The following is a 22,950-nucleotide window of genomic DNA, read 5'->3' as shown; positions in this document are numbered from 1 at the left end:
GATTCGCTCGGCTCGCAGGAGAGGGGGAGCGGATGCCGGCGATTCGTCTCGTCCGAGGCACGGATGCCGGTCGCGATCGAGCGTTTCGTCTGGGCTCAGCCGGCTGCGGGCTCGAGCTGCACGACGAGTCCACGGTGATCGCTGCCGCTGGCATCCGAGATGATCATCGATCCCGTCGGAGTCCAGTTCTGCGATGCCATCACGTGGTCGATCGGTGCGCTGAGCAGTTCGGGCAGCGAGCTCGGCCAGGTGCCGCTGAGGCCGTTGCCCGTTCGGGACGCGACATCCCGGCAGTAGCCCAGGTCGCCGCCGCCCACGCCGAAGGGAGCCATGTGGTCGATCGTCGCGTTGAAGTCGCCGGCCAGGATGAAGTCGCCCTCCGGGCACTGATCGGCGATCCACTGCAGGTCGCTGCGCCACTGGCCCATCTCCTCCCGACGCGGCGCGACGGCATGAACCGCCACGATCGTGGGACCGGTGCCGTCGACCGGCATCAGCACGACGCTCGGTACGGAGCCGGTGTTGCTCGACCCGTCCTGAGCCGATTCGATGACCGAGTATTGGCCGAGATCGGCCGCCACCAGCACGGTCGTCTGCCACGATTTGGGCCCGTCGACGACATCGGGATTGAACTGCACGGTGTGCACCCACATCGGGTGCCCCTGTTCTCGGAGCATCACGGCGATCTGTTCGCCGACGGCCTCGGTCGTCTCGGGCAGGGCGACGATATCGGCACCGCTGTCGACGACCTGCTGCGCGATGGTCTCGGCGGAGACCACTTCGCCCGCCGTGTTCCAGCTGAGAACTCGGATGCTGGTGTCGGTCGCCTCTGGCAGGGTGTCGCGCCCGAATCCTCGGTTCATCCCGATGAGCGCAGTCGCCCCGGCGCCCAGCAGCGCGGTGATCAGAACGGATGCCGCGAACCCGCGCAGGGTCTTCGAGAACATGAGCAGCAGGGCGAGCACGGCAAGCAGGAGGAGGGCGCCCAGCACCGCACCGCGAGCCGCGACGATCTGCGTGAACGGGTACGTCTGCTCGAGATGGAAGAACTGCGGCCACACCGCGATCGCCGTGGCGATCGCGAGCAGCACGGTGACGAGTATCCCCAGTAGTCGAAGCATCGCATCCAGCCTAGAAGCGCAGTCTGTGAAGTCTCTGCCGCCGGGATACGCTCGGAGCATGTCGCACCTGTTCTCCGGCCCCGCGGATCTGCATCTGCACTCCAACCATTCGGATGGCACGGAGGCTCCCGCCGAGGTCATGCGCCAGGTGCACGGGTACGGCGTGCGGACGGCCGCGCTGACCGATCACGATCGCACGACAGGGTGGGACGAGGCGGCTGACGCCGCGAACGCGCTGGGAATGACGTTCATACCGGGTATGGAGCTGTCCGCGAAGCACGAGTGGCGCAGCGTGCACGTCCTGGGGTATCTGTTCGACCCGACCGACGCGGCGCTCGTCGCGGAGACCGAACGCATCCGCGGTGACCGGATCGGCCGGGCGGAGCGCATCGTGCGCAGCATCGGCCGCGACTACGACCTGCGCTGGGACGACGTGCTCGCGCAGACCACCGCGGATGCGACTGTCGGCCGCCCGCACATCGCCGACGCGCTGGTCGCCCGCGGGATAGTGCGCGACCGCACGGAGGCGTTCGACGGCATCCTGCACCCGCGAGAGGGGTACTACGAGCCGCACTACGCGCCCGACCCGCTCACGGCCGTGCGCCTGATCACAGAGGCAGGGGGAGTCGCGATCATCGCCCATCCCTCGACGGCGGGACGCGACCGGATGATGCCCATGCCGTTCGTCGAACAGCTCATCGCCGCCGGCCTCGGCGGGTTCGAGATCGAGCATCGAGAGAACACGGCGTCCGGCAAGCGCGTGCTTCGCGAGATCGCGCACAAGCACGACCTCATCGTCACGGGTTCGAGCGACTACCACGGCGCGGGGAAGCCGAACCGTCCGGGGGAGAACACGACGTCGGACGACATGGTGGCGCGTCTGATCGATCGTGCGTCCGGTACCACACCCCGGTACCCGCGAAGCTGAGGGTGCTGTCGGCACTCTCCCGGGCATCTGTCGACCTGCGGGCCTAGTCTTCGACGCATGCAACGGGGGACCACTCTCGAGCGGCGCATCGATGCGGTCGCTCACCGCCTTCTCAAGGACGCGCCCGGTGGGGGCTTGCGGGCGGCGCTCATCGAGGTCGCGGTGTTCGTGCTCAAGCAGGCGTGGGCGTGCGTGTTCGGCGCGACTCTGCTCGCCGCGATCGTCGCGGCCCGCCTCTGGTACCCCGATGACGCGATCGTCGCCCGTAACGACGCGCTGACGATCACGGCGGTGCTCATCCAGGTCGCGATGCTCGTCTTCCGACTCGAGACCGGGCGCGAGCTGTGGGTGATCGTGCTCTTCCACATCACCGGAACGGTGATGGAGCTGTTCAAGACAGACGTCGGCTCGTGGGCATACGCCGCAGACGGAGTGCTCCGCATCGGCGCCGTCCCGCTGTTCAGCGGTTTCATGTACGCCGCCGTCGGCTCGTACATGGTGAGAGTGCACAGGCTGTTCGATCTCGGCTTCACGCGCTATCCGCGCCGCTGGCTCACGACGGTGCTCGCGGCCGCCGTCTACGTGAACTTCTTCACCCACCACTGGTGGTGGGATGCGCGCTGGGTGCTGCTCGCCGGCGTCGTCGTGCTGTGGCTGCCCACCGTGATGCATGCGAGAGTGTGGCGGCGCACGCTGCGGCTTCCACTGGTGGCCGTCTTCGCCGGAGTCGCGGTGTTCATCTACCTGGCGGAGAACATCGGCACCTGGGCGGGGGCGTGGGCGTATCCCGACCAGGCGGTGAACTGGCAGCCCGTGTCGCTCAGCAAACTGAGTTCGTGGTTCCTGCTGATGATCATCTCGGTCGTGATGGTCACCTGGGTCTATCCGCCGCGGAGGCCGGACATCGCGCAGGACGACGATGGGGCGGATGCCGCAGCATCCGCCCCATCGGAGATATCTCAGGCGCCGGTGACGGGAGCCGCTCCCGCGCCCCCTGCGCCGCGGCGGCGACGGCGACGGCGCGCCGGAGCCGGCTTGCCGTCGTGATGCTCTTTGCCCGCACCGTCATGCGTGCCTGCGCCTTCGGCGCTGCGGTCGGCGGCGGGCGCGGGGGACTCGGTCGAGTCGGATGCGGAGCCTTCGACGAAAGTCGATCCGACCGCTTCGGAGCCGCGGCGGCGACGGCGACGGCGAGTGCCGCCCTCCGCAGTGCCTTCGGCGGCGACATCCGCCGCCCGCTCCGCGCGAGGAGCGCGTGCCGGCTTCTCAGCCTTGGGCGCCGTCACGAGACGACCCTTCGTGCCGGCGGGGATGTCGAGGTCTTCGAACAGCTGCGGGCTCGACGAGTAGATCTCGACCGGCTCGGGCTGGCCGAACTCGAGGGCGCGATTGATCAGGGCCCACTTGTGCAGGTCCTCCCAGTCGACGAAGGTGACCGCGATGCCGGTCTTGCCTGCGCGGCCGGTGCGGCCTGCGCGGTGCAGGTACGTCTTGTCCTCGTCCGGGATGGTGTGGTTGATCACGTGCGTCACGTCGTCGACGTCGATGCCGCGCGCGGCGACATCGGTGGCGACCAGCACGTCGCGCTTGCCGGCCTTGAACGCCGCCATCGAGCGCTCGCGCTGATCCTGGCCCATGTCGCCGTGCACACCGCCGACGTTGAAGCCGCGGTCGCCCAGCTCGTCGACGAGGCGCTGCGCCGCACGCTTGGTGCGCGTGAAGATCACCGTCTTGCCGCGGCCCTCGGCCTGCAGGATGCGGGCGATGATCTCGTCCTTGTCCATGGAGTGCGCGCGGTACACGAGGTGCTTGATGTTCGCCTGCGTGAGGCCCTCATCGGGGTCGGTCGCGCGGATGTGGATCGGGTTCGACATGAACCGGCGCGCCAGGGCGACGATCGGGCCGGGCATGGTCGCCGAGAACAGCTGCGTGTGCCGGACGGCCGGGACCTTCTGGAAGATCTTCTCGATGTCGGCGAGGAAGCCGAGGTCGAGCATCTTGTCGGCCTCGTCGAGGACGACCTCGGTCGCGTTCGACAGGTCGAGCAGCCGCTGACCGGCGAGGTCGATCAGACGCCCGGGGGTTCCGACCACGATCTGGGCACCGGCCTTGAGCTGATCGATCTGGCCCTCGTACGCCTTGCCGCCGTAGATCGCGACGACACTCGTGGAGCGGTTGCTGGTGAGCAGATCGATGTCTTCGTACACCTGCACCGCGAGCTCGCGGGTGGGCACCACGATGAGCGCCTTCACTCCGTGCTCCGGGTTCAGGCCGAGGCGCTGGACGACGGGGATGCCGAATCCGAACGTCTTGCCGGTTCCGGTCTTGGCCTGGCCGATGATGTCCTGGCCCGGAAGGCCGAGGGGGATGGTCTGCTCCTGGATGGGGAACGCATCGACGATGCCTTTGGAGGCCAGCGCGTCGATGATGTCCTGATCGATACCGAGATCAGCGAAAGTTGTCACTATGTTCAGATGCCTGTCCGGCGACATGGGAGAGTCGCCTCGTCATGGATCCACGCCGTCTGCGTGCCACAGGCGCGGGGCCCCGCTCCGACGGCGGGGACGACACCAGCCTACCCGAGGGGCCGTCGCGCCCTCGAGGGATGGCCGCCCCGAGTAGTGTGAAGCCGTGGTGAACTGGTTCTGGAATCGCAGCAAGACCCCGCGGCGCACGCTCGCGCTGCGCAGCCGCGGAGAGCAGAGCGGCGCGACCCGCGTCGACTTCGCAGAGCTCGCCCCCGAGCTGAACCGCTTCCTCGGGCAGGCCGCGTACCTGCAGCTCGGCTACTTCGAGACGCTCACGCGTCTGATCCGCGCGACGCCCGAGCTCTCCGAGAAGGAATCGCTCTCGCGAGCGGCCGGCGCCACCCTCACCAAGCACCGCGCGATCGTCGATCTGATCACCGCACGCGGCGAAGATCCCACGCAGCTCATGCTGCCTTTCCGCGAGAACCTCGACGCGTTCCGTCGCAAGACGATCGGCGCGCGTCCGCGCGAGACCATGCTGGCCGTGCACATCACCGCCGGCATGCTCGACGACTTCTATCTCGCGCTCGCCGCGAGCTATGGCGAGACAGGGGAGAAGGTGCGCCGGATCCTCAGCGAGGACGACGCCCGCCATGAGATCGTCGCGATCATCCAGGAGACGATCGAGAGCGATGAGGAGTGGCGCTCGCTGCTGTCGATGTGGGCCAGACGCCTCGTCGGCGACACGATCCTCGTGTGCCGCTCGGCGCTGCGCCCCGACGCGCTCGCGGCCGCTGACGACGAGCGCATCGAACCGGTCTACACCGAGCTCATGGGCGCGCACGCTCGACGTATGGACGCGATGGGGCTCGCCTCTTAGCGCTGCTCGCGTCAGATGCCGAGTGCGGCCTTCGCCGCGGCATCCGACCGCCGACGCGCCGCGACGATCGCGACGGTCGCGAGGGCGGCCACGAGCACCGAACCGAGGACGCTCGCGAGCCACAGCCAGACGCTGTCCTCGCCGACGCCTGCCCACTGGGAGCCGGTGTAGACGATCGCGGCCAGCGCCGTGGCGATCGCCGGCGTCACGGCGACGCCGCGCAGCTCACGTCCGCCGATCATGTAGTGGGCGGCGATGCCGAGCGCGCACGCCCCGATGAGCGCGAGAAGGATGTACACGACTCAGGCGACGAAGCCGACGCGGCGGGACTCTTCGGTGCCCAGCTCGATGTAGGCGAGGTTCGCGGTCGGAACGAGATAGGAGTTTCCCTTGACGTCAGCGAAGTCGAGGTGCGTCGAGCTCTGCTCGAGGGCGGCCGTCACCTTGGTGCGCACCTCATCGGCGCTGGCGGAGGTCTCGAAGTTCAGTTCGCGGCCGGTGTTGACGATGCCGATGCGGATTTCCACGCGTGCTCCCTGTGTATGAGGCTACTGACTGCGCCCAACTCTACCCCGGGCGACCGTCGCCGGATCTGTCCCGGCGCCGGTTACGCCGTGAGCGCACAGAAGGGCGGACGAGGCGGGCCGATCCTGATGTCCGCGCATCCCAGTAGCGTGGAATCCATGACACGGGATGCTGCGCAGGGGGCCGTCGTCGGTGCTGCCGTGACGGCTTCCGGCGTGATCATCGGCGCTCCTGGTACGGGCAAGACCCGCGCGCTCGTGGACCGCGTGGTGCACCTGCTCGACGAGGAGGGGCTGTCGCCGGAGGAGCTGATCGTGCTGACCCCCAACCGCCAGGCGGCGACTGCGCTGCGCGATCGCATCGGCGTGCGGATCGGACAGGCCACACCGGGGCCGCTGGCCCGTTCGCTGGGCTCCTTCGCCTTTCAACTCGTGCGCGGCGCGATGGTGCGGGCCGGTCTCGAGCCACCGGCACTCCTCACCGGCGCCGACCAGGACCGACTGATCGCCGAGCTGCTCGCGGGCGACGCGGAAGACGAGCAGGTCGCCTGGCCCGAAGCGCTCAGCCCGTCAGTGCGCGCCTCGAAGGGGTTCCGGTCGGAGCTGCGTGCTTTCCTCGCCGAATGCACCGAGCTCGGCGCGCATCCCGCCGAGCTCAGAGCGGCGGGAGACCCGGTGTGGTCGGCGGTGGCCGACTTCCTGGTCGACTACCGTCGCGTGCTCGACGCCGCGCGAGCGGCGCACCGCGATGCCGCCGATCTTCTCGCCGAGGCATCCGCGATCCTGCAGAGCGCCGATGCCGCGACCCTGGGGCCTCTGTCGGCCCTCCGGGTCGTTCTCATCGACGATGCACAGGAGCTCACGCGCGGCGGCGTCGCCATCGTCCAGGCGCTTCGGGAGCGAGGAGTCGCCGTGCTCGCCTTCGGCGACCCCGACATCTCCTCGGGCGCGTTCCGCGGTGCGAGCCCCGAGCTGTTCGCCCGACTCGCCGGCGCGCTCGGCGAGGTGCACGTGCTCGAGAGCCCGCACCGGCAGGCGCCCGCACTCACTGCGCTCACGCGCACGGTGACGCAGGCGATCGGTGCGTCGGGGCGGGTCGACCATCGCCGCGCGCCGGTGCCCGTGGCCGAATCGGAGACGGATGCCGCGGTGACCGCTTTCATCGCACCGTCGCCCTACGAGGAGCTCGACCGCATCGCCGGCGTCATGCGCGGGTGGCATCTCACCGACGGAGTGCCCTGGGACCGCATGGCGGTCATCGCGCACGACACCCGTCAAGTGACGACGCTGGAGGCGGAGCTCGCGGCGCGCGAGATCCCGACCCGCGCCGCCGGCGTGCAGCGTCCGCTCGGCAGCGAGACCATCGTGCGTGACATCGTGGGCGTCGTTCGCCTGGCGTTGACCCCGGTCGACCAGCGCACCTCGCAAGAGCTCGAGGAGGCGCTGCGCACCCCGTTCGGCGGGATGGACGCGATCGGCCTGCGGCGCCTGCGCGCCCGGCTGCGACACATCGAGCTCGAGAACGGGGGATCGACACCGGCGCGCGAGCTGCTGCGGCAGGCCTTCGCCTCGCCTGCGCATTTCGACCTCATCGACGCGGCCGAGTCGCGCACGGCCGCGCGCTTCGCGACGACCATCGCCGAGGTCTCGGCGGCGGCCGAGCGCGGAGAGACGATCCACGATCTGCTGTGGCGCGTGTGGGACCAGTCGCGCGCGATCGACGGGAGACGCCTTCATGTGGCCTGGCGCGAGATGGCGCTGCAGGCCAGCGGTGCGGAGACCGCGCGTGCCCTCGACGCGCTGGTCTCGCTGTTCGACGCGGCGAAGAGGTTCGTCGAGCGCACGCCCAACGAGAAGCCCGAGATCTTCGTTCGCGACGTCCTCGACAGCGAGGTGCCCGAAGACACCCTGTCGAGTCCCGAACGGCCGGGTCGGGTCACCCTTCTCACGCCGGCGACGGCGCTCGGGACCGAGTTCGATGCGGTCGTGGTCGCAGGCGTGCAGGACGGCGTCTGGCCGAACGTGCGGCTCCGCGGGGGGATGCTGCAGACCTGGCGTCTCGCCGATGTCCTCACGGCGGCGCGCGAGGGACTGGCGATCGAGGAGCCGGGGGCGCTCGATCGACGCCGTTCGGCTCTGCACGACGAACTGCGTCTCTTCGTGCGCGCGGTGTCGCGCGCGCGGCGGCGCCTGCTGGTCACCGCAGTCGAGGACGATGACATGACGCCGAGCGCGTTCTTCGGCTTTCTGCCTCAGCCGGGCCCGCCTGAGATGCACGCCTCCGCCGAGCATCCGCTCACCCTGCGAGGGCTCGTGGCGCGTCACCGTCGTGCGCTGACGACGTCCTCGTCCGCGTCGGTCAGGGCGGATGCCGCGCAGCAGCTCGCGGTCCTGGCGCGTGAAGGCGTACCGGGCGCCGACCCCGCCGACTGGTACGGAGTGCTGCCGCCGTCGACCGACGCCCCGCTCCGCGACCTCGCGGTCGATGGAGCGAGGGTGTCGCCGTCGAAGATGGAGTCCTTCGAGGAGTGCGGCGTCAACTGGGTGGTCTCTGCCCTCGGCGGAGACACGGTGATGCCGCCGACCGCGGGTATCGGCACGATCGTGCATGAGGCGATGGAGAAGGTTCCGGACGGCGACCTGGAGCGTATGCGGGCGATCGTCGACGAGCACTGGCCCGAGCTCGACTTCGAGACCGAGTGGATCGGACGCAAGGAACGGCGCCGCGCGGACCTGCTGGTCGACCGTCTGCACGCCTACCTCGGCGACGTCCGAGCCGACGGAGGGCGGGCGATCGCGAGCGAGGTGGAGTTCCGCTTCGCGGTCGACGTCGGCGACGAGCCCGCCGTGCGTGAGGTGGGAGACGACCGAGGCGGTCAGGCGATCATCCACGGATTCATCGACCGTGTCGAGGCGTATCCGGCGGGAGCAGGCGACCACGGCCACGCGCGGGGGCGCGGGTCGGAGCCCATCACGGCGCAGGCTGAGAACGAGAGGGTGGTCGTCGTCGACCTCAAGACAGGCAAGAACGACCCGGAATCCGACTCCGGGGTGATCGAACACGCACAGCTGGCCGCCTATCAGGTGGCGGTGCAGCAGGGACTCATCGACGGGGCGGACCCTGCGGCGCTCGCCGGAGCGAGGCTCGTCCTCGTGTCGAAGACGCTGGCCAAGAGCGACTACCGGATCGCCCATCAGCACACCCTCGATGACGACGGGCGGACCGCCTTCCTGCTCCGCGTGGCCGAAGCCGCCCGCGGCATGGCCGCGTCCAGCTTCACGGCCCAGGTCGAGGCGCACTGCGCCGACACCCAGGGGAACCGTGTCAAGCCGTGCCGCATCCACACGGTGCCGGCGGTGAGCGCGTGAGCCTTCTGCAGATGACGGAGCCGAGCTGGCCGGGCACACTCGACCTCTCCGCGACCGACGTGGCGGCCGCGCTCGGACAGCCGTCGCCGACCGCGGCTCAGCAGCGGGTGATCCAGGCGGCTCCCGTTCCCGCTCTCGTGGTCGCCGGAGCCGGCAGCGGCAAGACCGAGACCATGTCCGGCCGCGTCGTCTGGCTCGTGGCCAACGGCCACGTGCGGCGAGACGAGATCCTCGGTCTCACCTTCACGCGCAAGGCCGCGGGAGAGCTCGCTGAGCGCATCGGCGCCCGTCTCGCCGTGATCGACGAGTACGGCCGGCGGGGGCTCCTCCCGTATCTCTCCGAGATCGTCGCCTCTGGAGTGCTGCGTCGTGTCGATGACGCGGCGTCGGGGCGACAGCGTGAGCTCGTGCGACGGCATGTGCTCGACGAACTCGCAGATTCCTACGAGACCGGCTGGGATCCGACCACGCCGCCCTCGGCTGAGGATCTGATGATCCGACCTCGGGTGTCGACCTACAACGCGTTCGCCGACGGGATCGTGCGCGAGCACGCCGCACGCATCGGCCGCGACTCCGATGTCGCGATGCTCAGCCAGGCGGCATCGTGGATGCTGGCGCGCGAGGTCGTGCTGCGCAGCGACCTGCCAGAACTCGAAGGAATCGACTACACCCTCGGCACCGTGATCGATGCGGTGCAGCGGCTGGCGGGCGACGCGCTGGATCATCGGGTCGACCTCGACGAGGCGGAGCGCATCGCGCGTGCGCAGGCGCTCGCGTTCGAGCCGTACCGGAGCAACGCCGACATCGACAAGGCGACGGCGAATCTGCTGAGTCTGCCCACGCTCGGCACGCTCGTCCGCGAGTACATCTCCGAGAAGGCGCGACGCGGAGTGCTGGACTTCGCCGACCAGGTCGGCGGCGCCTACGACATCGTCGAATCATCGCCCGACGTGCGGGACGAGCTGCGCGAGCAGCACCGTGTGGTCCTCCTCGACGAGTACCAGGACACTTCGGTGATCCAGACCCGGTTCCTCGCCGAGCTGTTCCGCGATTCGGCGGTGATGGCCGTCGGGGATCCGCATCAGTCGATCTACGGCTGGCGCGGTGCCAGCGCCGACAACCTGTACGCCTTCTCGGGGGCGTTCTCGAGCTCCCGACCTGCGCAGACGTACAGCCTGATGACGAGCTGGCGCAATGACCGCCGCATCCTCGACATCGCGAACGAGGTGCTGGTGCCGTTGCAGCGCCCCGGTCTCGATGTGCCGCCGCTGGAAGCGCGTCCGGGTGCAGGCGAGGGCCGTGCGGAGGTCCGCTTCGCGTTCACGGTCGACGACGAGGCCGACGAGGTGGCGGGGTGGTTCGCCGAGCGTCGCTCAGAGCACGACGCCACTGCGGCCGGACGGCCGCACACGGGCGCGATCCTCTTCCGCTCGAAGAAGCACATGCAGACGTTCGCCGCCGCCCTGGCCGCCCGCGGCATTCCTCACCGCATCCTCGGACTCGGCGGGCTGCTGTCCACTCCAGAGGTCGTCGACGTCGTGTCGACGCTGCGGGTCGTGCATGATCCGACAGCCGGTTCCGCGCTCATCCGTGTGCTCACGGGACCTCGATTCGGCGTCGGCGTCGCCGACATGGCCGCGCTCTACGACCTCGGCCGTCGCCTCTCCGAGACCGACACCGGCATGGGACCCCTGCCGGAGGAGGTACGCATGCGTCTGCGCTCCTCGCGCGGAGCCGACGAAGCGATCTCGATCGTCGACGCCGTCGACGTCGTACGCGCCGTGCGGGACGACTACCGCATGCTCGAGGGAATCAGCGCGGAAGGACGCTCGCGCATCAGAGCAGCGGGGGAGATGCTCGAGCGGCTTCGCCGGGCGTCGTCGCAGCCCATCCCCGAGCTGATCAGATTGATCGAGCTCGAGCTGCGCCTCGACGTCGAGCTCGCCGCGAACGAGACCCGGGGACCGGCGCGCGTCGCGGCGACGCAGTTGAGAGCCTTCGCCGACGAAGTGCGCGCGTTCCTGTCGGCCGACGAACGCGGGACCATCGGGAGCCTTCTGGCCTGGCTCGACAAAGCCGAGAGCACCGATGAGCTGATGCCGCGGCCCGAACCGCCAGAGCCGGGAGTGGTGCAGCTGCTGACGATCCACGGCTCCAAGGGGCTGGAGTGGGATGCGGTAGCCGTCGTGCGCCTCGTCGCGGACGAGCTGCCCAGCCGTCCCACCGACACCTCGGGGTGGTTCGGGTTCGGGGTCGTCCCGTTCGCCCTGCGCGGAGACCGTGATGCGCTTCCGTGCTTCGCGTGGGATCCGGATGTCGCGGTCGCGGGCGAGACCGATCCGGCCAGGAAGCTGAAGGCGGGAATCGCCTCGCTGACGAGCGCGAGCAAGAACGCGCCTGGCGCCCTCACGGTGTTCAAGGCGGCATACCGCGACTATCAGCAGCAGGAGGAACGCCGGCTCGCGTACGTCGCGGTGACTCGCGCTCGCACGGATCTGCTGCTCTCAGGAGCCCATTGGGCCGGGCAGAAGAAGCCTCGTGTGCCGAGCCCGTACCTGCGCGAGGCGATGGACGTGCTCGGACTCGACCCGATCGGAGAGATCGACCCCGAGGAGAATCCGTACGACGGCCCCGGTGCCACCCTGGCATGGCCGCTCGACCCGCTCGGCGCCCGGCGCAGTCGGGTCGAGGCAGCAGCGGATGCCGTTCGCGAGGCGCATCAGCGGGATCCCGAGCCGAGCACCGAGCTCGCGCGCCTGCTGGCCGAGCGTGCCGCCCGCCTGCGGGGGACGGACGTGCCGCCCCCGACACGCGTCCCTGCGTCGAAGTTCAAGGACTACGTCACCGACTTCGGCGGCACGCTCTCATCGATCGTGCGGCCGATGCCCGAGCGCCCCTATCGCCAGACGCGGCTCGGCACCCTGTTCCACGCCTGGGTGGAGCAGCGCAGCGAGCAGGTCGGCGTAGGCAGCCGGGTGGACGAGGCGCTCTGGGAGATCGACGACGATGAGATGACCGCGGCAGCGGATGTCTCGGCCGCGGACGCCGCCGACCTCGGTACGCTGCAGGAGATCTTCGAGCGCAGCGAATGGGGCCCGCTCAAGCCGATCGCCGTCGAGATCGAGATCGACTTCGCTCTCGGCGGACAGCCAGTCGCCACGTCGTCGAGCGAGCGAAGCGAGCCGAAACCCGACGAGGAACCGGCAGGAGTCGGCGCCCACGTCGTGATCTGCAAGCTCGACGCCGTCTACCGGCGGGAGGATCGCGGGGGGCGGATCGAGATCGTCGACTGGAAGACCGGCAAGGCTCCGCGCACTCCGGCCGAACGCGAGGAGCGGATGCTCCAGCTCGCTCTGTATCGACTGGCGTATCACCGCCGGTTCGGGGTGCCGCTGGAAGACATAGACGTCGCGCTCTACTACGTGGCCGACGATCTCGTGATCCGCGGAGACCGGATCTACTCGGAGTCTGAGCTCTTCCAGCGCTGGAGCGCGGCGCGCGCGGCGCGCTGAGCCTCGTCTTCGGGCGACGAACTGTCGTCGTCGGCACGCTCGGGAAGACCCGGGCCCGATCCCGCGTCGCCCGACGTCGTCGACGCCCTCAGGGAGGAGAGGTCTTCGGTGTCGAGACCCGCGACCTCCGCGCGATGCGCGGCGTCGTCTCTGGCCGGGTCGTCGCGGTCGGCAGTGTCGAGGTCTTCATCTCGCCAGAGCTCGTTCGGGTTGTAGGCGTCCGTCCGCATAGACGTGTCGGCGGTCGGAACAGCGCCCGCGGGCACGCTGTCCAGCGCATCCATCGCCGAGTCCACGCCTTCGCTGCGTGCTGCGATCACGGTCAGATCGCCAGCGTGAAGACCGTCGGCGAGAGCCTCGAGCAACGCGGCCGCGTCGTCGACGATGTCGGGGCGGCGCAGAGAGTCGCCGTGTACGAGCCAGCGCGCGAACTCCAGCTCGGCGAGCAGGCGGGCGCGCACGTCGAGCGCCGCGTCGGGCGTGCGCGCCGAAGCCTGCGCGTACGCCGCCTGTACGTCGTCGGCCGCTTCCGGTGCTGCCGAGAGCCACGCGAGGTCGACAGCCGGGTCGCCGACCGACAGTGCGTGCCAGCCGACGATGCCGGAGACCTGCGGCCCCCGATCGGCATCGTCGGTGAAGAGGAACGACGTGGACTGCACCCCACCGAGGGTCACGGCGGACTCGAATCGCCATAGGTCGTCGTCAGCGACGGCCTCGCGCCACCGCACCGTCAGGCGCGCGGGGACACGCCCGGTCGATGCGGCCGCGTCCACCACGCGGGCGATCTCATCGCGGCTCTCCTGGGCCGAGCGGGCAGGCAGACCGGCGCCGCGCACGACGGAGGTCGGCATGGAGTGCACGGCGGCGATGGCCGCGCCCATCGACTCGGCCGCTCCTCGCCCAGCAGGCACATGGGCGGCTTCGATCTGGAATCCCGGCAGCAGTTCGGTGACGAGAGCACGGCCGTCGCTCACGCGCGTTTCGCCGATGTACTCGGGAACGCGGAAGGGCAGCATCGCGCGCGCGCCGGCGGTCAGCGCGCGCAGCGCCAGAGCCTCTGCGGCCAGCTCCGTGGCCGCATCATCGTCGTCGGCGACGCGGATCGCGAGCTCGCGTCCGTCGCTCAGCGATGCGACGGCGGAGTCGAAGCGGCCGTCGCCATCGGCGGTCAGGGCACGCGCGCCCGTCACCTCCGCCCCGGGCAGTGCGGCCGTCACTGCCGCGGCTAGAGTGAAAGGAGAGCGTCCCATCCCCCCAGGGTAGGTCGGCTCAGGGGCGGTCCTGCCTCCGCCACGCCCGTGAGAGAGGGAGTCGATGACCATTCCGCCCATGTCCATCGATCGCGCAGGCGATCTGCGTGACATTCCGGGCATCCTCGAAAGGCTGCGCGCCGATCCGACGACGACGGTCGTCGCAGTGCGCGACAGGCGAGTGCGGATGGATGGCGATCTCCTGGTGCGGGTCGGCCCTGCCGAGGTCACGGACGCGACCTGGGCGCTTCTCGGACGCGACCCCGACGGAGGCGCCGTCCTCCTGGCGTCACTGGCGCCCGAGACCGGGAGCATCGATGCCGCCCCCGAAGAGACCTGGCTCGGACTGCGCGACGTCGGAGGACGGCTCGGCGACGTCGAGACGGAGCTTCTCATCGAAGCGCTCGCGCTGGCCGGATGGCTGCGCGACGCCCCGTTCTGCCCGAGCTGCGGCGGCGGAACCGAGCTCCGGCAGGCGGGCTGGTCGCGTCGCTGCCTGGCGTGCGGTCGCGAGCACTTCCCCCGCACCGACCCCGCCGTCATCGTCGCGGTCGAGAGCCGAGATGGCGAACGGCTGCTGCTGGGAGCCAACGCGAACTGGGGCGGGCGCATGTACTCGTGCTTCGCCGGGTTCACCGAGGCGGGGGAGTCTCTCGAAGCGACTGTGCACCGCGAGATCGAGGAGGAAGCGGGTGTCCGTCTGCACGCCCTCCGCTACGTCGCCTCTCAGCCCTGGCCGTTCCCGCGGTCGCTCATGCTCGGCTTCCGCGCCGTCGTCGACGACGAGGCCGCGGCGCGCCCTGACGGCCAGGAGATCATCGACGTGCGCTGGTTCACCAGAGCCGAGATCGGTTCATCGCTCGACGGTGAAGGGCCGGTCGGACTGCCTGGAAGAGCGTCGATCGCCCGGGCGCTGATCATGGACTGGTACGGGGAGCGCGCGTGAGCGCGCTGGACGCGCTCGACGAACGGCAGCGGGAAGCGGCATCCGTGCTGCGAGGTCCCGTCGCGGTGCTCGCCGGCGCCGGCACAGGCAAGACCCGGGTGATCACGCACCGCATCGCCCACGGGGTCGACACCGGCGCCTATTCGCCGTCGCGCGTGATGGCGGTCACCTTCACCGCAAAAGCCGCGGGAGAACTCCGTGGGCGTCTGCGCGCACTCGGGGTGGAGGGGGTGGCCGCCCGCACCTTCCACGCGGCCGCGCTCGCCCAGCTGAACTTCTTCTGGCCCACTCTCGCCGGTTCCCCCGCGCCCAGCATCATCGACAACAAGGTGCGGATGCTTGGCCAGGCGGCCGATGCCATGCGTCTGCGTCCGAGCACCGCCACGCTGCGCGACATCGCTTCGGAGATCGAGTGGCGCAAGGTCTCGATGCTGTCGATCGATCAGCACGCAGCTCTCGGCAGGACGGTGACCGGCGTCGACGCCACGCAGCTCGTCGAGCTGCAACGGGCGTATGAGGCGCTCAAGGACGAGCGTCATCAGCTCGACTTCGAGGACGTCCTCCTGGCGTGTGCGGGGATGCTGGAGGCGGAGCCGCGGGTGGCGGCATCCGTCCACGAGCAGTATCGGCATTTCACCGTGGACGAGTTCCAGGACGTCTCGCCGCTGCAGAACCGGCTGCTCGAGTTGTGGCTGGGCGATCGTCGAGACATCTGCGTCGTGGGAGATGCCAGTCAGACCATCTACTCCTTCGCCGGAGCCGAGCAGCGGTTCCTCCTCGAGTTCGGGCGCCGTCACCCCGACGCCACCGTCGTGCGCCTCGAGACGAACTACCGTTCGCAGGCGCCGATCCTCGCCGCTGCCAACGCCCTGATGCACGGCCGACCCGGCGCTCTCGAACTGGTGCCGGCGCGAGACTCCTTCTCCGCCGATCCGCCGACGGTCACCGCCTACGAGACCGAGGGCGAAGAAGCAGCAGGCATCGCCGCAGAGATCGCCGCACGCATCGAGGGCGGATCGTCGCCGGCCGAGATCGCTGTGCTCTACCGCGCCCACTCCCAGTCCGGCGTGCTGCAGCAGGCGCTCGCGGCACAGGGCATCCCCACGTCCGTCCTCGGCGGAACCCGGTTCTTCTCGATGCCCGAGGTCCGCCAGGCGATCCTGGCCCTCCGGGCCGCCGCCGTGGCGCCGACCGAACAGGGCTTTCTCCCCGGTGTGCAGCGGGTACTGCGAGAACTCGGTCTCACGGATGAGCCGCCCGCTGCCGGTGGTGCGCAACGCGACGGCTGGGAAGCGCGGCGCGCGATCCTGCGACTCGCCGAAGAAGCCGGCCCCCAGGAGACGCTGCGCAGTTTCAGCGACGCGCTCATGGCCCGGGCGAAGGACCAGCACGAGCCGACTCTGCGAACGGTGACCCTGTCGACTCTGCACGCGGCCAAGGGGCTGGAGTGGCCGCACGTGCACCTCGCCGGATGGGCCGAGGGTGCGCTTCCGATCTCGTACGCCACGGGGTTCGAGGCGATCGACGAGGAACGGCGGCTGGCCTACGTGGGCGTCACGCGCGCTGCGCGGACGCTGTCTCTGTCGTGGTCGCGGACGGCAGGGCGGGGCGAGCGGGCGCCGTCGCGCTTTCTCGCGGAGATCGGAACGGCTGCTCGCGGCACCGGCATTCTCCGTGAAACGCCACCGAGCGCCACACCCGGCCGCCGGACTCGCTGACCTCGACGTACGAACCCGTGGCGGCGTCGTCGGCCAGCAGCCGAGCGGCGAGAGCAGCCGCCTCCGCGAGCTGAGCCGTGCCGATCGGCCCCGGGTCGCGGCCGATGAGCTGAGCGTGCATGCGCGGCCAGGCGGAATCCCGGTCGCGCTCGTGTCCGTCGCGACATGTCAGGCAGGGCGTCTCGCCCGGGATCACGAGCGGTCCGACCGTCGTGCGTCCGCGTTCGAGGGCAACCGGAAGATGGGCGACGTCGTCCCTGAGATAGCGAGCGAGGTGCAGGGCGGCTGCAGCGCCCCGCACCAGGATCACTCCGCAGTCATGCGGATCCCGGCGATCACCCGGTTCGACGCCCTCATCGGCGAGGGCCTCGCGCATCCGGTACTCGCAGCGCCCATCCGGCATCCCGATGCTCTCGACCCACGCTGCGCGCGAGGTCGCTGCATCGTCGATCAGCAACGGGCGCAGCCGGGCCAGAAGCATCTGCGCCTCGTGCCGAGGGGCGCCGGCGCCGTGCGCGATCACATCGAACGAGTTCATCCGGAATCCAGCGGCCATACGAGACAGCAACGGCACGACCCATGGCGCGTCGACGGTCAGCCTGACATCGCCGTCGACTCCCAGCTGCACCGTCTCGCTGTCACGCCACAGCAGCGGCACCCCGGGGTCCAGTCGGGTGATCGTCTTCGGGCTCAGCGGTGACATGTCCCGATTCTGCGGAATGCTGCGCACCGACGGGGCGCGTCGGAGGGGATCGGTGGAGAACAGCCGCCCTTTTCGAAGCCTGTGCAGGAAGAGTGACCACCCCGACTCGCGGCCATCCGGAGCTTCTGCGGCCGTGCCTGCGATGCAGGGCCGCAGAAGCTCGAATACACCGAGTCGCGGCCTCCGCTCAGACTGGCCTGTCGTCCCCGCCCGCGTCGCCTTCCGTGGAATCGCCCTCGGGGGTTTCGCTCGGGGAGGAGCTCTCGCTCGGGGAGGAGGTTTCGCCCGCCGAGAAATCCTCGCCGTCGAGCAGTCTCGCCAGCGCCTCGTCCATCTCATCGGCGACCGGCTGCTCGCCGCGGGCCGTGGCCTGCAGGCGTGCGATCAGAGCGGACGGGTCGTCGATGTCTGATGCCTGCGGCATGAGGTCGGGGTAGTCCCACAGCGAATCGCGGGCCGAGATGCCGACGGCATCCGCCACCGCCTGCCACATCGCCGACGCCTCGCGAAGTCGACGAGGGCGCAGCTTCAAGCCGACCAGGGCGCCCAGGGCGTCTTCGGCCGGACCACCCACCGCGCGACGACGGCGAGCGGCCTCGGCGATCCTCACGCTCTCGGGCAGGCGGGAGGTGGCCTGTGCGGTGACGACGTCGACCCATCCGTCGATCGTGGCGACGAGGTTCTCGAGCCTGTCGAGCGCTTCGCGCTGCGCCTCGGTCTGCACCGGGAGCAGCGCCCCGCCCTCGATCGCCGCTCGCAGCTCCTCGGGATTGTTCGGGTCGAGGCGGCTCGCGACGTCTTCGAGGGCGTCGACGTCGACGGTGACCCCGCGCGCGAAGTCGGTGATCTGCGACATCACGTGCAGGTGAAGCCACCTCGCGTGTCGGTAGAGCCGCGCGTAGGCGAGTTCGCGGGTCGCGAGGTAGAGCGCGATCTGGTCCTCGGGGATCTCGAGGCCCTCGCCGAACGCAGTGAGGTTCTGCGGGATCACCGCTGCGGTGCCCGCGGGAAGTACAGGAATGCCGACATCGCCGCCCGAGACGACCTCGAGCGACAGGTTGCCGAGAACCTGCCCGAACTGGGCCGCGAACACCGAACCGCCCAGACCCCGCATCAGCTTGCCGGCGCCCTGGACGAGCCCGCGCATCTCCTCGGGCACCTGGGTGTCGAGAGCGCTGGTCAGAGCATCCGCGATGCTCGTCGACACGGGGTCGGCGATCTCCTTCCATACCGGCAGGGTCGCCTCGACCCACTCTCCGCGGGTCATCGCCTTCGGAGCGTCGGCGAGTTCGGAGATCGTCGTCACCTCGCCCAGCCACAGGTCCGCGAGCGCGAACGAGTCGACCAGCGAGGTCCGCGACCCGTCGCCTATGCCCTGGCCGTCGCGGTTGGCGATGTGCAGCGCCTGCCGGAGGGCGTTCTCCCACGGGTCACCGCCGAACGCGCCCTGGAGCTGCGACATGATGGTCTGCATCATCGCCGGGTCGAACTGGATGCCCTCCATGCCGCCGAGCATCTCGCGCAGCTGTTCGGGGTCGATGTCACCGCCGCCCTGCCCGGACATCATCCGTCGCAGGAACTCCTGGAAGTCCTCGGGTGTGGGGTCGTTGTCTGACATGTCGCTCGCCCTCTCAGCACGCCTATAGCCGTGGCATCTACGCTAGTCACAGAGACAGGCTCGCGACCCCGATCGCTGTACGCCGCTCGCGAACGACGGAGGAATGCTGTGGATCGAACCCGGTCTGTGAAGGTCGGACTGGGCGTCTGGTCGCTGATCGTCGCGCTGATCGCGCTGGTCGTGCTGACCTTCCTGCCGACGCCCTACGTGATCCAGCGTCCGGGGCCCGTGTACAACACGCTCGGCACCGCAGCCGACAAGGACGGCGAGCAGCTTCCGCTGATCGCCGTAGAGGGCGCCGAGACCTTCGAGACGGCCGGCTCTCTCGATCTGACGACCGTGCAGGTGGTCGGCAACCGCCAGCGCACGCCCAGCTGGTTCGAGCTCGCCCTGGCCTGGACGGATTCCTCCAAGGCCGTCGTGCCGCTCGATTCCGTCTTCCCCGAGGGAGTGACCACGGAGGAGCGCGACGCGCAGAACGCCACGCTCATGGTCGACTCCCAGCACGAGGCGACCGCGGCGGCGCTCGGCGAGCTCGGCTACGACACCGGGGCGCAGGTCGCCGTCGTCGAGGCCGTGAAAGATACGCCCGCCGACGGAGTGCTCGAGGCCGATGACATCATCACCGCGATCGACGGTTCACCGGTCGATTCCGCCAAGCAGCTCCGGCAGAAGATCCAGGATGCCGAGGGGTCGGCCGTCGAGCTGACGCTGCTCCGCGGCGGCGAGGAGAAGACGGTCGAAGTCACACCGCAGGAGCGCACCGCCGACGGCAAGACGACCTGGGTCGTGGGCGTGACGCTGCGCACGGATTACGACTTCCCGATCGACGTGACGATCCAGCTCGACAACGTCGGCGGCCCGAGCGCCGGCATGATGTTCGCGCTCGGGATCATCGACACGCTCACCCCCGGAGAGCTCAACGGCGGCGAAGACGTCGCGGGCACCGGGACGATCGAGGCGGACGGGACCGTCGGCCCGATCGGCGGCATCCGTCAGAAGCTCTACGGAGCACGGGATGCCGGGGCCGACTACTTCCTGGCTCCCGAATCCAACTGCGACGACGTCGTCGGGCACGTGCCCGACGGGCTCACGGTCGTCAGCACCTCGACCCTGGAGGAATCGGTGCACGCCCTCGAGGTGATCGCCGACGGGGGAGACGTCAGCGCCCTGCCGACCTGCGACTGAGCGACAGGTCCTCTTCCGGATGGGGAGATCTGCCCTCACCGGATCCGCAGGCTCACCGCTAGCATCGCAAGCATGCACACGGATGATCTCGCGACCGTTCTCGCCAGCGGGTACGCGACCTTGAAAGAAGCTCGCGCCGTCGAAACGCCGCAACCCGCCGTCGGCACCCGAGGACAGGATCGTGCGGGGCACGTCGAGGTCGCCGTCGACGGCCACGGGCTGTTGACCGGGGTCGTCTTCTCCGATGGCATCGACGAGCTGCGGCCAGCCGAGCTGGAGTCCGCTCTGCTCGAAGCGCTGCAGAGTGCTCACGACGCGACAGGGCGCACCCGCGTTCGCTCTCTGCCTGAGATCGGGAACAGCGAAGTGAGCTCTCAGGCACGACGGATTGTCGGAATGGAGGGCGACTGATGGAGGGTTTCGAGGTCGACTACGAGCGCCTGGCGGCAGAGGTCTCGGATCTCTTCGTCGCGAGCGACGGGCTCGCCGAGGCGGTGGACGGCGGGATCGCCGCCCAGCAGATGTCGGAGAACGCCTTCGGGCTCCTGTGCATCGCCATGGTGCCGCCGTCGCAGCTGGTGCAGAGCATCGCGGTCTCCGCGCTGAAGGCCGAGGCCGCCGCTTTCGAGGCTGCCGCGATGAACCTGCGCAACACCGCCATCGACTACGAGACGGCAGACATGGAGTCCGTGCTGCGTCATCGCGCGATCATGATGAAGGTGCGCCGATGAGCCTGGTCGTCGAACCCGAGCAGTGGCAGGCGCCCGGATGGTTCGAGGGAAGCGCGTTCGGGATTCCGGTCGTCGGCTCGCTGTTCTCCACGGGCTACAGCCTCGGCTCCGGCGATTGGGCCGGGGCTCTCGCCTCCGGAGTCGGAAGCGTCGGCGATCTCGTCGGAGTGGCAGTCGATCCGCTGGGGACCCTGGCGTCGAGCCTCGCCGGCTTCCTCCTCGATCGCTTCGTCTGGTTCCAAGAAGCGCTCGACGTGCTCGTCGGAGATCCGGCGATCGTCACGGCGGTCGGGCTGACGTGGGCGAACGTCGGTGCGGCGCTCGCCTCGCAATCGGAGCGGTTGATCGCGATCCGCGACCGGACGGTCGAGTACTGGCAGGGCCCGGCGGCCGAGGCGTTCCGGCGTCGGATGACGGAGATGGCGCAGCGTGCAAGTGTCGAAGCCTTCGCATGCCGGTGCTTGAACACCGGCTTCGCGATCGGCAGCGGCATCGTCACCATCGTCCGTCAGATCGTCTCCGCCATCTGCGCAGAACTCGTCGGCAAGCTGATCGTCTGGGTTGGGGAGGCGATCGCCTCCCTCGGATTCGGCACACCCGTCATCGTCGCGCAGGCGACCTCGGCCATCGCTCGATGGGTCGATGACGCCGCGAAGTGGACCGACGAACTGCTCCAGTCCTCTGGCCGGTTCTGCGATCTGCTGCAGAAGCTGTACCGCGGGTTCGACGATGTGGGACTGTACAACCTCGGCATCGGACCGGATACCGTCATCGGGGCCGGCGCCGAGGGCGTCGACCAGGGCGCGCAGACGGCAGGAGCGTGAACATGGTCATGGACGACGCACGGCTCACGGCCGCTCGCGAGCGGCTGGAGAAGCTCCGCCAGGAGGCGCATTCCGCAGCTGAAGAGACCGCACTGATAGCCGCGCGGATCGAGCAGACCACGTACAGCGCGTGGTCGCGAGGACGCGAGGTGAGGATCACGATCGGTCCCGACGCATTGATCCAGGGTGCAGAGTTCACCGAAGACGCGATGACGAGATCGCCCCGCTCACTCGCTGCTGCGACCATGGATGCCCATGACTGCGCCATCGCCTTGCTGCGGTCGTCGGTCGAGGTCGCTGTCGGGGCGGCGTCTCATTCGGTGCAGGGACTCGCGGACACGGTCCTCTCAGAGGCGGAGGCGATGCTGTCCTCCGCCGAGCCGCGGCCTGATGATCGGCACTGAGACGGCGCCCCTCCGAACCGGGCTGACCCGCCGGGCGTGGACGAGGGCTGCGGGCATCATGCCGGTGACCGCGGTCGCCGTGATCGCCGGTTGCTGCCTCGCGGCGGCGTTCACCAGCGGTCAGGTACGATTCGTCGCGGTCGCGGTCGTGATTCTGGTCGGTGTGGTCGCAGGTCTCCTGTGGACGAAGCATGGAGGCGTGGACGCCGTCCATCGTCGTGTGGCGGCCGCGCGCTCTGCGTGGTCCGGCAGCCGAGATGGTGCCGCGAGCGTGCAGGACGGCGCGGCGGATGCTCGCGATGTCGCTCTCGCGCTGCCGCGAGGATGGCGCGTCGAGGCGGCGCGGGGCAGGATGCGGTTCCCCCTGGGGGAGGTGACGGTGCGTGGCGAGACGTGGGTGCTCCGTGCCGTCGTCGGGTCACGTCGTGCCCCTCGGCGCCGTGAGGTGGTCGGTGTCGATGCGCCGACCGACGGCGCGTTCCTGTCCATCCCGGTGGGCACGACGGCGGACTCGATGCTCGTGGCGCCTGCCTGGGCGGGGAACACGAGCGCCTCCGCGCCCGTCTGGCTGCCCACGGTCCGCGACCGGGTCGCAGAGCACGAAGATCTTCTAGCGTCTCTCACGGTCGGCGACGACCGGGTGATCCTGTTCGCGCTCGACGACCCGCGTCCCGAGACGATCCTGAACAGAGCCCGACTGGTCCGTGACGTGGCCGCTATCATCCAGGCGGCGCACGGGCGTCCGTGATCTCGCTGTGACCGGACC

19 protein-coding genes are annotated in these 22,950 nt (G+C 69.7%); 13 read left to right on the top strand and 6 right to left on the bottom strand.

Going from position 1 to position 22,950, the window contains the following annotated elements:
* Positions 1–95 precede the first annotated feature (95 nt).
* The gene (locus ACI3KT_RS16880) at positions 96–1,121 is read right to left on the bottom strand and encodes an endonuclease/exonuclease/phosphatase family protein (protein ID WP_404905656.1); all 1,026 of its coding nucleotides are present in this window, start codon (positions 1,119–1,121) and stop codon (positions 96–98) included.
* A 58-nt stretch (positions 1,122–1,179) separates the two neighbouring features.
* On the opposite strand from ACI3KT_RS16880, the gene ACI3KT_RS16875 reads away from it, so the two are divergent.
* Positions 1,180–2,049, top strand: a complete 870-nt coding sequence (locus ACI3KT_RS16875; RefSeq protein WP_404905655.1) for a PHP domain-containing protein — start codon at positions 1,180–1,182, stop codon at positions 2,047–2,049.
* Between the two features lie 57 nt (positions 2,050–2,106).
* On the top strand, positions 2,107–3,096 hold the full coding sequence (locus tag ACI3KT_RS16870; RefSeq protein ID WP_404905654.1) for a DUF817 domain-containing protein: 990 nt from the start codon (positions 2,107–2,109) through the stop codon (positions 3,094–3,096).
* Here the strand turns inward: ACI3KT_RS16870 and ACI3KT_RS16865 are convergent.
* Positions 3,009–4,514, bottom strand: coding sequence for a DEAD/DEAH box helicase (locus tag ACI3KT_RS16865; protein WP_292909888.1), 1,506 nt, complete (start codon positions 4,512–4,514; stop codon positions 3,009–3,011). The two genes, ACI3KT_RS16870 and ACI3KT_RS16865, sit on opposite strands and share 88 nt — an antisense overlap.
* A gap of 166 nt (positions 4,515–4,680) precedes the next feature.
* Between ACI3KT_RS16865 and ACI3KT_RS16860 the strand changes: the two genes are divergently transcribed.
* Entirely contained in the window at positions 4,681–5,397 is a 717-nt protein-coding gene (locus tag ACI3KT_RS16860; RefSeq protein WP_292909890.1) for a ferritin-like fold-containing protein, read from the top strand.
* 11 nt (positions 5,398–5,408) lie between these two features.
* On the opposite strand, the gene ACI3KT_RS16855 is transcribed toward ACI3KT_RS16860, so the two are convergent.
* Both ACI3KT_RS16855 and ACI3KT_RS16850 read right to left on the bottom strand, forming a co-directional pair.
* Positions 5,409–5,696: a hypothetical protein gene (locus tag ACI3KT_RS16855; protein WP_404905653.1), complete on the bottom strand. Its 288-nt coding sequence runs from the start codon at positions 5,694–5,696 to the stop codon at positions 5,409–5,411.
* 3 nt (positions 5,697–5,699) lie between these two features.
* Positions 5,700–5,924, bottom strand: coding sequence for a DUF3107 domain-containing protein (locus ACI3KT_RS16850; protein ID WP_292909894.1), 225 nt, complete (start codon positions 5,922–5,924; stop codon positions 5,700–5,702).
* A 156-nt stretch (positions 5,925–6,080) separates the two neighbouring features.
* On the opposite strand from ACI3KT_RS16850, the gene ACI3KT_RS16845 reads away from it, so the two are divergent.
* Entirely contained in the window at positions 6,081–9,290 is a 3,210-nt protein-coding gene (locus tag ACI3KT_RS16845; RefSeq protein WP_404905652.1) for an ATP-dependent helicase, read from the top strand.
* Between the two features lie 11 nt (positions 9,291–9,301).
* Positions 9,302–12,802 carry a UvrD-helicase domain-containing protein gene (locus tag ACI3KT_RS16840; RefSeq protein WP_404905671.1) on the top strand — a complete coding sequence of 1,167 codons (3,501 nt, stop codon included), beginning with the start codon at positions 9,302–9,304 and terminating at the stop codon, positions 12,800–12,802.
* Here the strand turns inward: ACI3KT_RS16840 and ACI3KT_RS16835 are convergent.
* Entirely contained in the window at positions 12,748–14,052 is a 1,305-nt protein-coding gene (locus tag ACI3KT_RS16835) for a phosphotransferase (RefSeq protein WP_404905651.1), read from the bottom strand. The genes ACI3KT_RS16840 and ACI3KT_RS16835 overlap by 55 nt on opposite strands.
* A 79-nt stretch (positions 14,053–14,131) precedes the next feature.
* Between ACI3KT_RS16835 and nudC the strand changes: the two genes are divergently transcribed.
* Both nudC and ACI3KT_RS16825 read left to right on the top strand, forming a co-directional pair.
* On the top strand, positions 14,132–14,998 hold the full coding sequence (gene nudC / locus ACI3KT_RS16830) for an NAD(+) diphosphatase (RefSeq protein WP_404905650.1): 867 nt from the start codon (positions 14,132–14,134) through the stop codon (positions 14,996–14,998).
* Complete coding sequence (locus ACI3KT_RS16825; protein ID WP_404905649.1) at positions 14,995–16,716, top strand: ATP-dependent helicase; 1,722 nt, start codon at positions 14,995–14,997, stop codon at positions 16,714–16,716. The genes nudC and ACI3KT_RS16825 overlap by 4 nt, the downstream gene beginning before the upstream one ends.
* A gap of 890 nt (positions 16,717–17,606) precedes the next feature.
* Here ACI3KT_RS16825 and ACI3KT_RS16820 read toward each other — a convergent pair.
* Positions 17,607–19,037: a zinc-dependent metalloprotease gene (locus tag ACI3KT_RS16820; protein ID WP_404905648.1), complete on the bottom strand. Its 1,431-nt coding sequence runs from the start codon at positions 19,035–19,037 to the stop codon at positions 17,607–17,609.
* 108 nt (positions 19,038–19,145) lie between these two features.
* On the opposite strand from ACI3KT_RS16820, the gene ACI3KT_RS16815 reads away from it, so the two are divergent.
* The 6 genes from ACI3KT_RS16815 to ACI3KT_RS16790 all read left to right on the top strand — a co-directional run bounded on the left by ACI3KT_RS16815 (position 19,146) and on the right by ACI3KT_RS16790 (position 22,932).
* On the top strand, positions 19,146–20,225 hold the full coding sequence (locus ACI3KT_RS16815) for a PDZ domain-containing protein (protein WP_404905647.1): 1,080 nt from the start codon (positions 19,146–19,148) through the stop codon (positions 20,223–20,225).
* A gap of 72 nt (positions 20,226–20,297) precedes the next feature.
* Complete coding sequence (locus tag ACI3KT_RS16810; RefSeq protein ID WP_404905646.1) at positions 20,298–20,636, top strand: hypothetical protein; 339 nt, start codon at positions 20,298–20,300, stop codon at positions 20,634–20,636.
* Positions 20,636–20,956: a hypothetical protein gene (locus ACI3KT_RS16805; protein ID WP_292909912.1), complete on the top strand. Its 321-nt coding sequence runs from the start codon at positions 20,636–20,638 to the stop codon at positions 20,954–20,956. The genes ACI3KT_RS16810 and ACI3KT_RS16805 overlap by 1 nt, the downstream gene beginning before the upstream one ends.
* Entirely contained in the window at positions 20,953–21,780 is an 828-nt protein-coding gene (locus tag ACI3KT_RS16800; RefSeq protein ID WP_292909914.1) for a hypothetical protein, read from the top strand. The genes ACI3KT_RS16805 and ACI3KT_RS16800 overlap by 4 nt, the downstream gene beginning before the upstream one ends.
* A gap of 2 nt (positions 21,781–21,782) precedes the next feature.
* The gene (locus ACI3KT_RS16795) at positions 21,783–22,184 is read left to right on the top strand and encodes a hypothetical protein (RefSeq protein WP_404905645.1); all 402 of its coding nucleotides are present in this window, start codon (positions 21,783–21,785) and stop codon (positions 22,182–22,184) included.
* On the top strand, positions 22,171–22,932 hold the full coding sequence (locus tag ACI3KT_RS16790) for a hypothetical protein (RefSeq protein WP_404905644.1): 762 nt from the start codon (positions 22,171–22,173) through the stop codon (positions 22,930–22,932). Before ACI3KT_RS16795 ends, ACI3KT_RS16790 begins: the two co-directional genes overlap by 14 nt.
* The last annotated feature ends 18 nt before the right edge of the window (positions 22,933–22,950 follow it).

Source organism: Microbacterium sp. ZW T6_19, from assembly GCF_044987465.1.
GTDB lineage: Bacteria > Actinomycetota > Actinomycetes > Actinomycetales > Microbacteriaceae > Microbacterium > Microbacterium natoriense_A.
Note: the sequence above shows the minus strand (reverse complement) of the source record. Positions and strands in the feature narration are given on the sequence as shown.